This is a genomic window from Pseudomonas fluorescens (assembly GCF_001307155.1).
Lineage (GTDB): Bacteria > Pseudomonadota > Gammaproteobacteria > Pseudomonadales > Pseudomonadaceae > Aquipseudomonas > Aquipseudomonas helvetica.
Genome location: NZ_CP012830.1, coordinates 4,873,861 through 4,887,394 on the forward strand (window position 1 = coordinate 4,873,861; position 13,534 = coordinate 4,887,394).

13 protein-coding genes are annotated in these 13,534 nt (G+C 60.0%); 10 read left to right on the forward strand and 3 right to left on the reverse strand.

Annotated elements, in window-relative coordinates; genetic code table 11:
- The first annotated feature begins 149 nt into the window (after positions 1-149).
- Together AO353_RS22250 and AO353_RS22255 are read left to right on the forward strand one after the other, a co-directional pair.
- On the forward strand, positions 150-725 hold the full coding sequence (locus AO353_RS22250; RefSeq protein WP_054596904.1) for a flavodoxin family protein: 576 nt from the start codon (positions 150-152) through the stop codon (positions 723-725).
- 43 nt (positions 726-768) lie between these two features.
- Positions 769-1,593: an alpha/beta fold hydrolase gene (locus AO353_RS22255; RefSeq protein WP_054596905.1), complete on the forward strand. Its 825-nt coding sequence runs from the start codon at positions 769-771 to the stop codon at positions 1,591-1,593.
- Between the two features lie 33 nt (positions 1,594-1,626).
- Here AO353_RS22255 and AO353_RS22260 read toward each other — a convergent pair whose 3' ends face one another.
- On the reverse strand, positions 1,627-2,091 hold the full coding sequence (locus tag AO353_RS22260; protein WP_054596906.1) for a helix-turn-helix domain-containing protein: 465 nt from the start codon (positions 2,089-2,091) through the stop codon (positions 1,627-1,629).
- Between the two features lie 226 nt (positions 2,092-2,317).
- Here AO353_RS22260 and AO353_RS22265 point away from each other — a divergent pair, with 226 nt between their 5' ends.
- From AO353_RS22265 to ycaC, 4 genes are all read left to right on the forward strand, one after another.
- On the forward strand, positions 2,318-3,241 hold the full coding sequence (locus AO353_RS22265; RefSeq protein ID WP_054596907.1) for a LysR substrate-binding domain-containing protein: 924 nt from the start codon (positions 2,318-2,320) through the stop codon (positions 3,239-3,241).
- Positions 3,242-3,588: 347 nt separating this feature from the next.
- Positions 3,589-4,224, forward strand: coding sequence for a hypothetical protein (locus tag AO353_RS22270; RefSeq protein WP_054596908.1), 636 nt, complete (start codon positions 3,589-3,591; stop codon positions 4,222-4,224).
- Entirely contained in the window at positions 4,221-6,059 is a 1,839-nt protein-coding gene (locus AO353_RS22275) for an amidohydrolase (protein ID WP_054596909.1), read from the forward strand. The genes AO353_RS22270 and AO353_RS22275 overlap by 4 nt, the downstream gene beginning before the upstream one ends.
- A 69-nt stretch (positions 6,060-6,128) precedes the next feature.
- Positions 6,129-6,755: an isochorismate family cysteine hydrolase YcaC gene (gene ycaC, locus AO353_RS22280; protein WP_019690857.1), complete on the forward strand. Its 627-nt coding sequence runs from the start codon at positions 6,129-6,131 to the stop codon at positions 6,753-6,755.
- 232 nt (positions 6,756-6,987) lie between these two features.
- Here ycaC and AO353_RS22285 read toward each other — a convergent pair whose 3' ends face one another.
- Positions 6,988-8,415, reverse strand: a complete 1,428-nt coding sequence (locus AO353_RS22285) for a mechanosensitive ion channel family protein (protein ID WP_054596910.1) — start codon at positions 8,413-8,415, stop codon at positions 6,988-6,990.
- Between the two features lie 147 nt (positions 8,416-8,562).
- Complete coding sequence (locus AO353_RS22290) at positions 8,563-9,579, reverse strand: alpha/beta hydrolase (RefSeq protein ID WP_054596911.1); 1,017 nt, start codon at positions 9,577-9,579, stop codon at positions 8,563-8,565.
- Between the two features lie 160 nt (positions 9,580-9,739).
- Between AO353_RS22290 and AO353_RS22295 the strand changes: the two genes are divergently transcribed.
- From AO353_RS22295 to AO353_RS22310, 4 genes are all read left to right on the forward strand, one after another.
- Positions 9,740-10,633 carry a LysR family transcriptional regulator gene (locus AO353_RS22295; RefSeq protein ID WP_054596912.1) on the forward strand — a complete coding sequence of 298 codons (894 nt, stop codon included), beginning with the start codon at positions 9,740-9,742 and terminating at the stop codon, positions 10,631-10,633.
- 120 nt (positions 10,634-10,753) lie between these two features.
- Positions 10,754-11,407, forward strand: coding sequence for a hydrolase (locus AO353_RS22300; RefSeq protein WP_054596913.1), 654 nt, complete (start codon positions 10,754-10,756; stop codon positions 11,405-11,407).
- A gap of 68 nt (positions 11,408-11,475) precedes the next feature.
- Positions 11,476-11,904, forward strand: coding sequence for a DoxX family protein (locus AO353_RS22305; RefSeq protein WP_371917648.1), 429 nt, complete (start codon positions 11,476-11,478; stop codon positions 11,902-11,904).
- Positions 11,905-11,923: 19 nt separating this feature from the next.
- Complete coding sequence (locus AO353_RS22310) at positions 11,924-13,510, forward strand: MFS transporter (RefSeq protein WP_054596915.1); 1,587 nt, start codon at positions 11,924-11,926, stop codon at positions 13,508-13,510.
- Positions 13,511-13,534: the final 24 nt, after the last annotated feature.

Here is a 13,534-nt window from a genome sequence, read left to right on the forward strand (position 1 = left end):
CGCGGCTTTAGGCGCACCGTTGAAAATTAACAACGTTTAACTCGTCCTGCGCCCTGTTTACGCCCAAAAATACACTACTTCCAGTCCATCAACCGAAGGCGCCGGTCTTCGTGCAGCAAAAGGGATGAACACTTCAGGAGGATGCCGGAATGAGCGACGTGGTAGTGGTCTATCACAGCGGCTATGGTCATACGCGAGTTATCGCCGAAGCTGTGGCTCAGGGTGTGGAGCGACACTTGGGCAGTACCTGCCAATTGATTGCGGTCGAGGAAGTGGATGGGCACTGGGACCGCTTGCACCGCGCCGACGCGATCATCTTCGGCGCCCCGACGTACATGGGCAGCGCATCGGCGTCGTTCAAGGGCTTCATGGAGGCTACTGCGTCGTTCTACCTGGCGCAGCCCTGGCGCGACAAATTGGCTGCCGGGTTCACCAACTCCGGCTGTCTGTGCGGCGACAAGCTCAACACCTTGCTGCAGATGGCCGTGTTCGCCGCTCAGCACTCGATGATCTGGGTCGGCCTCGACCTGCTGCCGGCGCGTTCCAGCGTTGGCATGTTTGACGGGCAATTGAATCGCCTGGGCAGTTCCCTGGGGGTCATGGCTCAGTCGAATGTCGAACAGTCCCCGGACCATGCGCCACCTCCCGAAGATCGCTGCACCGCCGCGCACTTGGGCGAGCGGGTGGCGCGCCTGGCCGAACGAATGGGCCATCCATCGAATTGATTCACCCAAACACCCCCCACGCCTTAATTAAGGAGCAATCGCCATGAGCACATTTACCACCCGCGACGGTACCGAGATTTACTACAAGGACTGGGGCACCGGCCAGCCCATTGTCTTCAGCCACGGTTGGCCGCTGAATGCCGACAGCTGGGAATCACAGATGATCTACCTGGCGTCCAAGGGCTACCGGGTCATCGCCCATGACCGCCGTGGTCACGGGCGCTCCAGCCAGCCCTGGTCCGGCAATGAAATGGACACCTACGCCGACGACCTCGCGCAGTTGATCGAGCTGCTGGATCTGCAAAACGCGGTGCTGTTCGGTTTCTCAACCGGCGGTGGTGAAGTAGCGCGTTACATCGGTCGTCATGGCACTGGGCGAATCGCCAAGGCCGGGCTGATTTCCGCGGTGCCGCCGTTGATGCTCAAGACCGAAGCCAATCCAGGCGGCCTGCCGATGGAAGTGTTCGACGGTCTGCGTCAGGCGTCCCTGGCGGACCGTTCGCAGTTGTACAAAGACGTCGCCAGCGGGCCATTCTTTGGTTTCAACAAACCGGGTGCCAAACCTTCCCAGGGCATGATCGACTGGTTCTGGATGCAGGGCATGACGGCTGGTCACAAGAATGCCTACGACTGTATCAAGGCGTTCTCCGAAACCGACTTCACCGAAGACCTGAAAAAGTTCGACGTGCCGACCCTGGTAGTGCACGGTGACGCCGACCAGATCGTGCCGATCGAAGCCGCCGGTATCGCCTCGGCCAAACTCGTCAAAGGTTCGAAGCTGCTGGTCTATCCAGGCGCGCCTCATGGCCTGACCGACACCCACAAGGATCAGCTCAACGCCGATCTGCTGGCGTTCCTCAAGGCCTGATCAAAATCAAAAGATCGCAGACTGCGCCAGCTCCTACACGGACATGTGTACACCCGTAGGAGCTGCCGCAGGCTGCGATCTTTTGCTGTTGAGAGAGGGCAAGGCGCGCACCGCCTGACAACGCCAGGCAAACGGATTGATGCCTTCGCTGCGGGTGAACATGTGGCAGAAGTGCGCCTGATCGCAGAACCCGCACTCCAGACTGATTTGGGTCAGGGTCAGGTCGGTGTTCTGGATCAATTGCTTGGCCCGGGCGATACGCTGGCAACGAATCCAGTCCTGAGGCGACAGGCCGGTGCTGCATTTGAAGGTGCGGGAGAAATGACTGCGCGACATCGCGCAGGCCCGGGCCAGTTCGGTGACTTCCAGGGTTTCGCTGAGGCGCTCGAGGATCAATTGCTTGACCAGGCTTTCCCGCCAGGGGCTGAGGCCGCCAGTGGTGGCTTTTCGCGTTTGCGTGGCTGGTGCGTGGGCGGCGTTGTGCTGAACGTGGGCCATGGCAAATGTCCGTGTCGGTGGGAATGCGCTGGCGCACTGCACGGTGGGTCAGCACCATCCCTTTTGGAATAACAGGTTTGCGTAGAAGGTTTGATTGTTGGTCGCAGGGCTTTGGCTTGCGAGTTAAACGTTGTTAATTCCTCCGGTTAACAGCGAGCGCAAACCTTTGATTGAGTAAAGTCCAAAAGACTTTGCCTGGCTAAAAAAACACCATGGAACCGTACCTATGAACCGTAACGATCTACGCCGCGTCGATATGAACCTGCTGGTGATTTTCGAGGCTCTGATGTTCGAAAAGAATCTGACCCGGGTCGCCGAAAAACTCTTTATGGGGCAGCCGGCCGTGAGCGCTGCATTGGGGCGGTTGCGTGATCTGTTCGACGATCCGCTGTTGCTGCGCAACGGTCGCGGCATGGAGCCGACGGCACGGGCGCTGGCGATTCTCAAGGAGCTGCAACCGGCGATGAACACCATTTCCGGGGCGGTCAGCCGGGCCAGGGAGTTTGATCCGGCTACCAGTTGTGATGTGTTTCGCATTGGTCTGTCGGATGACGCCGAGTTTGGCTTGTTTCCGTCGCTGTTAAGCCACCTGCGGGAGGAGGCACCAGGGATCATTGTGGTGGTGCGCCGGGCCAATTATTTGCTGATGCCGACGTTGCTGGCGTCCGGGGAGATTTCAGTCGGGGTCAGTTACACCACCGAACTGCCGGCCAATGCCAAACGCAAGAAACTGCGGGATATCCCCTGCAAAGTGCTGCGCGCAGACAACCGGCCAGAAGCACTGACGCTGGATGAGTACTGTGAGCGGCCCCATGCGATGGTGTCGTTCTCGGGGGATTTGAGCGGCAACATTGATCTTGATCTGGCCAAGGTCGGGCGCACCCGGCGGGTGGTGTTGGGGGTGCCGCAGTTCAGTGGGTTGCGGGCGTTGCTCGCAGGGACTGAAATGATCGCTACCGTTCCCGACTATGCCGCCTGCGCGCTGGTCGAAGGCTGTGCCTTGAGGGCCGAAGATCCGCCGTTTCCCATCGATAAGGCACAGTTGTCGATGGCCTGGAGCGGGGTGCACGACAATGATCCGGCGGAGCGATGGTTGCGCTCGCGGATTACTCAGTTCATGTCCGAGCCGCTGAATATCCCAGCTTCATAGCGGAAAAACTTCTGCCAGATTTCGCTTCTGTGGCAAGCAAGCTTGCTGTGGCGAGGGAGCTTGCTCCCGCTGGGGCGCGAAGCGGCCCCAAAACCAGCCACCGGGATTCATCAGGTAGAACACGACAGCCGGTTCCACGACTGCCGCGCCCGAGCGCAGACCGGCCGGCGCGAGCAAGCTCGCTCGCCACAGGAAAGTGTCAGGCTCAAGTCCGCTCGCAAAGAGAGCACATACGTTCAATTTTCCCCTCCCTCACACCGGCATTATCGAACCAAGTCCTGGCGCATCAACGCCGCTGGTTTTCACTTGTGCTGCGCACAATTTCCGTTTCGCCGGAGCCTTTCGTTATGCCTGATTCCAATCGACTCGACCCTGCAACCACCCACCCGGTGCGCGGCTTCGAAGAAGTCGTGACCCTGGTCGTCAAACACCGGGTCAAGGCCGGTTTTGAAGTGCCCTATGAAGCCTGGCTGCGGCGGATTGTCGGTATTGCCGGGCAGAGCGAGGGGCATTTGGGGGTGGATGTGATTCGCGGCAAGAGCGCCGGCCTGGACATGTTTACCTGCGTGCTGCGTTTTTGCTCTACCGAGGCGATGCAGCGCTGGCTCGAATCGCCGCAACGGCTGGAGTTGGTCAACGAAGCCGAGCCGATGCTGGCGGATGGGGACCAGACTGAGGTCAACCCGGTCAAGGAGTTCTGGTTCGCGCCACAGGACGATGCCGGTTCGCCACCGCCGCGCTGGAAACAGGCCGTGGTGACGCTGCTGGTGATTCTGCCGCATACCTTGCTGGTGCCGCTGATCTGGGGCCCGCTGCTCAAGCTCAACGCCTTTCTGTCCAATTACGTGGTTGCCACTTTTCTGATCACCGTGACCATTGTGGTTTCGGTGGTGTACCTGTTCATGCCCAGGGCGACGCGTCTGTTCGCGCCGTGGCTGAAAGCCGGACAACCTCATTCCACTCTGCCTGAGGAAAACCAATGAACGCCGATCTGATTCTGTTCAATGGCCAATTTCATACCGTTGACCGTGAAAAACCCCTCGCCAGTGCGGTCGCGATCACCAATGGTCGCTTCGTCACGGTGGGTACCGATGCCGAGGCCATGGCCCTGCGCGGTTCGGGCACCCAGGTCATTGACCTCAAGGGCCGCTGCGTTATCCCTGGGCTCAACGACTCGCACTTGCACTTGATTCGGGGTGGCTTGAACTACAACCTCGAACTGCGCTGGGAGGGCGTACCATCGCTGGCCGATGCCCTGCGCATGCTCAAGGACCAGGCCGATCGCACGCCGACGCCGCAATGGGTGCGGGTGGTCGGTGGCTGGAACGAATTCCAGTTCGCCGAAAAGCGCATGCCGACGATTGAAGAACTCAACCAGGCTGCGCCGGATACGCCGGTGTTCGTTTTGCACTTGTACGACCGCGCCTTGCTCAACCGCGCAGCGCTCAAGGTTGTCGGTTACACGCGCAACACGCCGAACCCACCGGGTGGCGAGATTGTGCGCGACGCCAACGGCGAGCCGACCGGCATGTTGGTGGCCCGTCCGAACGCGATGATTCTTTACTCGACCCTGGCCAAAGGGCCGAAGTTGCCGCTGGACTATCAGGTCAACTCGACCCGTCAGTTCATGCGTGAACTCAATCGCCTGGGGCTGACCAGCGCCATCGATGCGGGCGGTGGTTTCCAGAATTACCCGGACGATTACGCGGTGATCGAGCAGTTGGCCAAGGACCAGCAACTGACGATTCGCATTGCTTATAACCTGTTCACCCAGAAGCCCAAGGAAGAGCTGACCGACTTCAAGAACTGGACCAGCAGCGTCACCCTGCATCAGGGCGACGATTACCTGCGGCACAACGGCGCCGGTGAAATGCTGGTGTTTTCGGCGGCGGATTTCGAGGACTTCCTCGAACCGCGTCCGGACCTGCCGCAGACCATGGAAGAGGAACTGGAACCGGTGGTTCGCCACTTGGTCGAGCAACGCTGGCCGTTCCGTCTGCACGCCACCTACAACGAATCCATCAGCCGTATGCTCGATGTCTTCGAGAAGGTCAATCGCGACATTCCGTTCAACGGTTTGCCATGGTTCTTCGACCACGCTGAAACCATTACTCCACAGAACATCGAGCGGGTGAAGGCGCTGGGTGGCGGCATCGCGATTCAGGACCGCATGGCGTTCCAGGGCGAATACTTCGTCGACCGTTACGGCAGCAAAGCCGCCGAGCATACCCCGCCGATCAAACGCATGCTCGCCGAGGGCGTGCCGGTCGGCGCGGGCACCGACGCCACACGCGTTTCCAGCTACAACCCGTGGACCTCGCTGTACTGGATGGTCAGCGGCCGCACCGTCGGTGGTCTGGCGTTGTACGAGGAAGGCTTGCCGCGCACCACTGCGCTGGAACTGTTCACCCACGGCAGCGCCTGGTTCTCGTCCGAACAGGGCAAGAAGGGCCAGATCAAGGTCGGGCAACTGGCGGACCTGGCAGCGTTGAGCGCGGACTTCTTCAGCGTCGAGGAAGAAGCGATCAAGTGGATCGAGTCGGTACTGACGGTGGTCGGCGGCAAGGTTGTGTACGCCGCCGGCGACTTCGAAAAACTCGGGCCGGCCAGCGTACCGGTACTGCCGGACTGGTCGCCGGTGATGAAAGTCCCCGGCCACTGGCGCCCGAATTCGCCGATGCAGGCTCAGGTCCACCATTGCAGCGGCCCGTGCGCGGTGCATACGCACAGCCATGAAAAGGCGCGCCAGTCGAATGCGCCGGTCAGCGATTTCGCCGGTTTCTGGGGCGCATTCGGCTGTTCCTGCTTCGCCTTCTGATTCCGAAACAAAGCGCCGGTCTTCGTGACCGGCGCTCCCCCGCAACAACCATCCATCGAGGAGTTTCACATGAGCAACGTTCCTTACTCGCGTCTGAACAAAGACGATGCCGTTGTGCTGTTGGTCGACCACCAGACCGGCCTGATCTCGCTGGTGCAGGATTTCAGCCCGAACGAGTTCAAGAACAACGTCCTGGCGCTGGGCGACATCGCCAAGTTCTTCAACCTGCCGACCATCCTTACCACCAGTTTCGACAGCGGCCCGAACGGCCCGATCGTGCCGGAACTCAAAGAGCAATTCCCGGACGCGCCGTTCATTGCCCGCCCTGGCCAGATCAACGCCTGGGACAACGCAGACTTCGTCAAAGCCATCAAGGCCACCGGTCGCAAGCAACTGATCATCGCCGGTGTGGTGACTGACGTGTGCGTGGCGTTCCCGACTCTGTCGGCGCTTGCTGAAGGTTTTGAAGTGTTCGTGGTCACCGATGCTTCCGGCACCTTTAACACCACTGTGCAACAAGCGGCGTGGGCGCGGATGTCGGCCGCCGGTGCGCATCTGATGAACTGGTTCGCGGTGGCCTGCGAGCTGCAAGTCGACTGGCGCAATGACATGGAAGGTTTGGCGAATCTGCTGTCGCAGCGTCTGCCGAACTATCGCAATCTGATCAATAGCTATACCAAGTTCACCGCCAAGTAATCCGCTGAAAAAAATGCCCGCCGATGGCGCAATGCTGTTCACTTACGCCGATGCTTCAGGCATATCCGCAGTTGTGGCGAGGGAGCTTGCTCCCGCTGGGGCGCGAAGCGGCCCTGAATTGGGCCTGCTACGCAGTCCAGCGGGAGCAAGCTCCCTCGCCACAGATACTTCTCAGGCCTCCAGACCTCCTTAAATGAACAGCATTACCGCCGATGTGCGGGCATTTTTCTGCTCAACGTTTTTGCAACCACCCCAGAAATCCACCTTTCCTGACCGGCACAGGCTTGGCCATCAACGCCAGCCGACTGTTCTGTTGCCGTACCGCTTGCAACTTGTTCAACGCCTGGCCCACTTCGTTGCGCTGCTCCATACACTGGCGGGTCAGGTTCTTGTCGAGACGGTAGATGATGGAGGAAGTCAGCGCGGTGAACGTCGCCTGGGACGGCGTATCGGCAAGGATGCTCTGTTCTCCCATGACTTCGCTCGGCCCCATGCGACCTGCCTCGGCCAGGCCATTACCGTCGGACACGCTGGCGCTGACGACACCGGTGGCAATCACAAACAGGCTGTCTGGCACTTCGTTCAGATCCAGCACCACCTGGCCGGCAGTGTACTGCTGCGGCACCATCGATTCGGCGAGGCGGTCACGTTCTTCATGGCTGAGCGAGCGGAAAATCTTCACTTCATCGAGCAGTGCGCGGGCGCGGCTCGAGGGTTCGATCAAACCGTCCGGATGCCGCGAGATGCCCGCCGCTTCAAGGTGTCGATGGGCGAGGTCGAACAGTTGATTGCGCACGTCGCCTTTCTTGCCCAGTTCGGCGATGAAACCGCTGGCCACGTATTCGGACATTTCTTCACCGGCCTCTTTGAGCAGCGCTTTCGGCGCCGGATCGAGCAACAGACTGCTGCTGCCTTGCAGAGTCCGCTCAAGGGCATCGAGTACCCGGCGCGGACGGACGTGGTTCGGCACCTTGATGCTGATCGACACGCCGTGCAGGTGGGTCGGGCGGCTGAGATTGACGATCTTGGCCTTGGCCGCCACCGAGTTCGGCACCACGGCCAGGGTGCCAGCGCTGGTCAGCAGATGGGTGGCGCGCCAGTCGATATCGAGCACCTTGCCTTCGACACCATCGATCATCACCAAATCGTCCACCTGATAGGGCTTGGTGGTGTTGAGCACGATGCCGGAGAACACGTCGCTCAACGTACTCTGCAACGCCAGACCGACCACGATGGCAACCACCCCGGAGGTCGCGAGCAGGCCTTTGACCGGCAGCTCCAGCACATACCCGGCGGCAGCGACAATGGAGGCCAGGAACACCAGTGCACCGATCACATCCTGCAACAACCGACCGCTGTGACCGATGCGGCGCATCAGGGCCAGGCCGATCACTTCGGTCAGCACCCGCGCGGCGTACAGCCACCAGAGAATCCCCAGTGCCGTGGCGCCCAGTTGTGCAACAGGGTCATCGGCGAACAACGGCGCCTGCAACGGGCTGACGCCGGCGTTGATGACCAGCGCACTGAACGCCAGAAACAATGCCAGACGCACGCCGACCCGCGGGACGCGGTGCTTGAACGGGGCGAGGTGCCAGAGCAGTGTGTCGAGCACCAGAAGCAGGGCGCTCCAGGACAGCAGGTGGGTGAGGAGAAAGGACATGAGGAACTCCAAAGTCAGGATGACATTTGTGGCGAGGGAGCTTGCTCCCGCTTGAGTGCGCAGCACTCACAAAATCGTCGGTGTCTTGAGGATTTTGGGGCCGCTGCGCAGCCCAGCGGGAGCAAGCTCCCTCGCCACAATGTGGACTCAGTTCAGATGGGTCTTGAGCTCAGCCGCCGCTTGTCGCACTGCGGCCTTAACTTCCGGAATCTGACTCAGCGGATTGAGCAGGCCGAAGTCATGGATCATCCCGTTGTAGCGCACCGAGGTCACCGGCACGCCGGCCGCATCGAGGTGGCGAGCGTAGCCTTCACCTTCGTCACGCAGCACGTCGAATTCGGCGGTCTGCACCAGCGCGGCAGGCAGGCCCTTGAGCTGTTCGGCGCTGGCATTCAGTGGCGAGGCGTGGATCTGCGCACGTTCGGCCGGGCTGGTGGTGTAGTTGTCCCAGAACCACTGCATCATGCCTTTGGTCAGGAAGTGGCCTTCGGCAAACTGCTGGTACGAGCCGTTATCGAACCCGGCGTTGGTCACCGGCCACATCAGCAACTGGAAGCGCAGGGCCGGGGTGTTCTGTTCCTTGGCCATCAACGCCACCACTGCCGCCATGTTGCCGCCGACACTGTTGCCGGCCACCGCCAGACGCTTGCCGTCGACACCGATGTCCTCGCCGTGCTCGGCCACCCATTTGGTGGCGGCGTAGGCCTGGTTGATCGCGGTCGGGTAGTGCGCTTCAGGCGACGGGGTGTAGTCGACGTACACGGCAACTGCCCCGGAGCCCACCACCAGATCACGAATCAAGCGTTGGTGGGTCGGGAAGTCGCCCAGTACCCAACCGCCACCGTGGAAGAACATGAACACCGGCAATTCGCCCTTGGCCCCGGCTGGGCGCACCACTTTCAGGTTGATCGTCTGGCCGTCGACCTTGATCGCCTTGTCGCTGACTTCAACACCGGACAGATCGACCTTCACCGAGGCCTGGGCACCGGTCAGCACCGCGCGGGCGTCTTTCGGGCTCAGTTGCTCCAGCGGTTTGCCACCACCGGCGGCGAGGGCATCGAGGAAGGCCTGGGTGTTGTGTTCGACGCCGGGGCTGCCGGCGGCGAAAGCGTTGCCGATGGACAGGGCGAGGAGGGAAGCGCTGAGGGTTTGCTTGATGTTCATGGTCAATTCCTTTTTCAATCGTTCGAGTTTTTATGCCTTGGGATCGGGCTGCTGTGACGCTGGGGTTCAGGTCTCAGCAACACCGTGAGCAGAGACTAATGAGGTGCCTGAAAGTGAAAAAGCGGCTATAAAGCGTTTAACTGTCAACCAGGAAGTGACAATGAACCCGTTCGAAGACATGCGTATTTTTTGCCAGGTCATGGACTCCGGCAGCTTCACGGCGGCGGCCGATCAGTTGGGCCTGTCCAAGCAGTTCGTCAGCCGCCGGCTGATGCAATTGGAGGAGCGCCTCGGCGTGCGGCTGCTCAATCGTTCGACCCGGCGGCTGGACGTCACGCCGCTAGGGCAGAGCTATTACGAATCGGCGCTACGTCTACTGAGCGAAGTCGAACACGTGGAGCAGGGCATCGCCGGGCAGACCGCCGAGCCACGCGGCACCATCCGCTTGAGCGCGCCGCTGTCGTTCGCGGTGGCGCACTTGGGGTGCCTGCTGCCAGTGTTTTTGCAGCGCTATCGCGACGTCACGGTGGAAGTGGACTTGAGTGATCGTCCGGTGGACTTACTCGGCGAAGGCTACGACCTGGCATTGCGCATTGGCGTGCTGGAAGACTCGACGCTGATCGCCCGACGCCTCGCCGCCATCCAGCGGGTGTACTGCGCCAGCCCGGCCTACCTGGCCGAGCGCGGTACGCCGGTTCACCCCGAAGACTTGCACAGCCATGACTGCCTGCCTTACGGCCACGGTCGCCAGGTGCAATGGCGGTTTGAAGGGCAGGGCAAACCATTGACCGTGAACGTCACCGGAAGGATGCGGGTCAACAACGGTGAATTGCTCAAGGACGCGGCCATCGCCGGCATGGGCATTACTTATTTGCCGACCTTCATTGTCGGCTCGGCCTTGAAGGACGGGCGGCTGGTGCCGGTGCTGGACAACTTCCGCCCTGCGCCGTTGACGTTATCGGCAGTCTATCCGCAGCATCGCCAGGGCTCGCGACCGGTGCAGGCGCTGATCGAATTCTTGCGTGAACGGCTGGATCGGACCGAGGACGCCTGAGGCGGTGGGCGTAAAAAGAAATTTTATCAGCATGATTTTTCCAGAGTCGCACATCCATACAATCGCTCTGCTACAGCGAAGCCGAAAATAGCCCCTCTCAAACATATCCGGAGAAGTGTTATGGCAACCGCAAAAGCAGCACCAGGTAAAGGTCTGATCAATCCAAGCAACCACGCTCTGATCCTGATCGACTTTCAGTCGCAGATGTCATTTGCGACCAAATCCATCGACGCTGTTTCACTCCGCAATAACGCTGCACTGATCTCCAAGGCAGCGAAGGAGTTTGGCGTTCCGGCCATTCTTACCACCGTCGCCGAAAAAAGCTTTTCGGGCCCGATGTTTGAAGAAATCACCTCGGTTTTTGCCGGTCAGGAACTGATTGACCGCACCAGCATGAATACCTGGGAAGACGAGCGCATAGCTGTCGCTGTGAACAAGATCGGTCGCGACCGTATTGTTCTTGCCGGTCTCTGGACTTCGGTGTGCATTGTCGGCCCGGCGATCTCGGCGCTTGAACAAGGCTTCGAGGTCTACATCATTTGCGATGCGTGCGGTGACGTTTCGGATGAGGCTCATGAGCGCGCTATCGAGCGCATGATTCAAGCCGGTGCGCGTCCGATGACCTCACTCCAGTACTTGCTGGAACTGCAACGTGACTGGGCTCGCAGCGACACCTATAACGAGACGGTGAAAACCTCTATCGCTCACGGCGGCGCTTATGGTCTTGGTTTGATTTATGCCAAAACCATGTTTAACGCATCGGAAGGTCACTGATCTGAATTGCGCCTCTTCCTTGATAGGGGAGGAGGCGCACTCAGGCGAGCGGTGGGGAGCAATGGAACATGTCCACATCTGATATGAATACGACGACTGCAGCGGATGTAGCGCTGTGTTGGCTACGCATCACCGGTGTACTGATGCTGTTGCTGGTGCACGGATTGCCTAAGCTGTTCAATTTTGAGCACGAACTGACGTTGATTGAAGACCCGTTTGGCATGGGGGCTCGGTTGACCTTGTCGCTGGCAATTTTCGCGGAAGTGTTTTGTCCGATATTCATCGCAGTGGGACTGCTGACGCGCCTTGCGACACTGCCTGTGCTCTTTTTGCTGGTTGTCTCGGTTATCCGGGTTCATCCCGAGTGGAGCCTGGCCGAGGGCCAGTTCGCCTGGCTGCTGCTGATCATCTTCTCGACGATTCTGGTCGGCGGGTCTGGGAAATTGGCAGTGGGTACGAGTCTGTCGCATCGCTGGCCACTCCTGAGCAAACTGTAAGGAGAGACGGGTGAGTACGATGACCAATGAGCAGCCACCGACAACGTCGGCCTGGCAGCCGCTTCGTCATGGATTGTTTCGCAGTCTGTGGCTTGCCAGCATTGCATCCAGCATCGGGACGTGGATGCATGAAGTGGGTGCTGGCTGGCTGATGACCTCCTTGTCGGCCAGTCCTTTCATGGTGTCTCTGGTGCAGGTAGCGGGTGCCGCTCCCATGTTCCTTCTCGCGCTACCCGCTGGTGCGCTGGCCGACATCATCGACAAACGACGTTACCTGTTGGCTGTCCAGACAGGGATGGCCGTCATTGCGCTTGTGCTCGCCTTGATCACCTTGGCGAACCTGATGAGCGCGACGCTTTTACTCCTCTTTACGCTGGCCATGGGGGTTGGAACAGCGCTGACCATGCCCGCATGGTCAGCGTTGACACCCGAGTTGGTTCCAGCGAGTGATCTGCCCGCCGCGATATCGCTTAGCAGCGTGGGGGTCAACGTTGCCCGAGCGCTCGGACCGGCCATCGCTGGCATCATCATCAGCCTGGTAGGGCCATGGGCGACATTTGCCGTCAACGCCCTGTCTTTCTTTGGCGTTATCGCCGTGCTCGCCTTGTGGCGTCGTACGCCACAACCGTCCGTATTACCGGCAGAACGGCTGTTTGGCGCTATCCGTGTGGGTTGGCGCCATGCCCGTAGTTCACGCGAACTACAGCGAGTCATGGTGCGTGCCCTGGCTTTCTTTCTCGGCGCAAGCGCCGGCATGTCGTTGCTTCCACTGATTGTGCGAGGTGAGTTGAAGGGCAGTGCTGAGCAATTCGGGATCTTGCTCGGTTGCGTCGGGATCGGGGCGGTCGCGGGCGCAATGTTTCTGCCCGCAATTCGTCGTCATATTGCGGTCAATCTGCTGGTGGCATCGGCCAGCCTTATCTATGCGACAGTCTTGCTGGCGTTGGCATGGGTTCGGGATTTCTATCTGCTTATCCCGGTGATGCTCATCAGTGGTGCTGCCTGGATCGCGGTATTGTCCAGCCTTCAGGTGTCTGCGCAAACATCGGTACCGGCGTGGGTCAGGGCCAGGGCGTTGGCGGTCTACATTCTGACGTTTTTTGGCAGCATGGCCATGGGCGGTGTGGTGTGGGGGCTGATCGCCAGCTGGCTTTCGATCTCGATATCGCTGAGTTTTGCCGCTGTCATCATGGTGGCGGGAGTCGCGCTGGGCCGGTGGTTCAAACTGCCCACGCTGAGCGCAGAAGACCTGGCCCCTTCGCTGCATTGGCCTCAACCGTTGCTGAGTGTCGATGCTGATGGCGAACGTGGGCCAGTCATGATCACGGTCGAGTATGAGATTGATACGGCAGATGCCGATGCCTTCAAAGAGGCTATGGAAGAAGTGCGCAGAATGCGCCACCGCAATGGTTCTTTTTCCTGGCAATTGATGCAGGACACCGAAAATCCGCAACGGTGGATAGAGCTGTTTTTTGACGAGTCCTGGCTCGATCATCTACGCCATCACGGTCGAGTCACTCGCGCCGAGTTGAAAATCGAATCAGCCGCCCGGCGCTTTCAAATCGCCGGAAAACCTGTACGTATTCGGCACCTGCTCAAAGGCTGAATGGAGAGTCCCGCGCAGATTGGT

Coding starts and splice junctions, on each gene's coding strand:
- AO353_RS22305 (WP_371917648.1), top strand. CDS start 11,476: ATGTCCACATCTGATATGAATACGACGACTGCAGCGGATGTAGCGCTG.
- AO353_RS22275 (WP_054596909.1), top strand. CDS start 4,221: ATGAACGCCGATCTGATTCTGTTCAATGGCCAATTTCATACCGTTGAC.
- AO353_RS22265 (WP_054596907.1), top strand. CDS start 2,318: ATGAACCGTAACGATCTACGCCGCGTCGATATGAACCTGCTGGTGATT.
- AO353_RS22295 (WP_054596912.1), top strand. CDS start 9,740: ATGAACCCGTTCGAAGACATGCGTATTTTTTGCCAGGTCATGGACTCC.
- ycaC (WP_019690857.1), top strand. CDS start 6,129: ATGAGCAACGTTCCTTACTCGCGTCTGAACAAAGACGATGCCGTTGTG.
- AO353_RS22270 (WP_054596908.1), top strand. CDS start 3,589: ATGCCTGATTCCAATCGACTCGACCCTGCAACCACCCACCCGGTGCGC.
- AO353_RS22250 (WP_054596904.1), top strand. CDS start 150: ATGAGCGACGTGGTAGTGGTCTATCACAGCGGCTATGGTCATACGCGA.
- AO353_RS22285 (WP_054596910.1), bottom strand. CDS start 8,415: ATGTCCTTTCTCCTCACCCACCTGCTGTCCTGGAGCGCCCTGCTTCTG.
- AO353_RS22290 (WP_054596911.1), bottom strand. CDS start 9,579: ATGAACATCAAGCAAACCCTCAGCGCTTCCCTCCTCGCCCTGTCCATC.
- AO353_RS22300 (WP_054596913.1), top strand. CDS start 10,754: ATGGCAACCGCAAAAGCAGCACCAGGTAAAGGTCTGATCAATCCAAGC.
- AO353_RS22255 (WP_054596905.1), top strand. CDS start 769: ATGAGCACATTTACCACCCGCGACGGTACCGAGATTTACTACAAGGAC.
- AO353_RS22260 (WP_054596906.1), bottom strand. CDS start 2,091: ATGGCCCACGTTCAGCACAACGCCGCCCACGCACCAGCCACGCAAACG.
- AO353_RS22310 (WP_054596915.1), top strand. CDS start 11,924: ATGACCAATGAGCAGCCACCGACAACGTCGGCCTGGCAGCCGCTTCGT.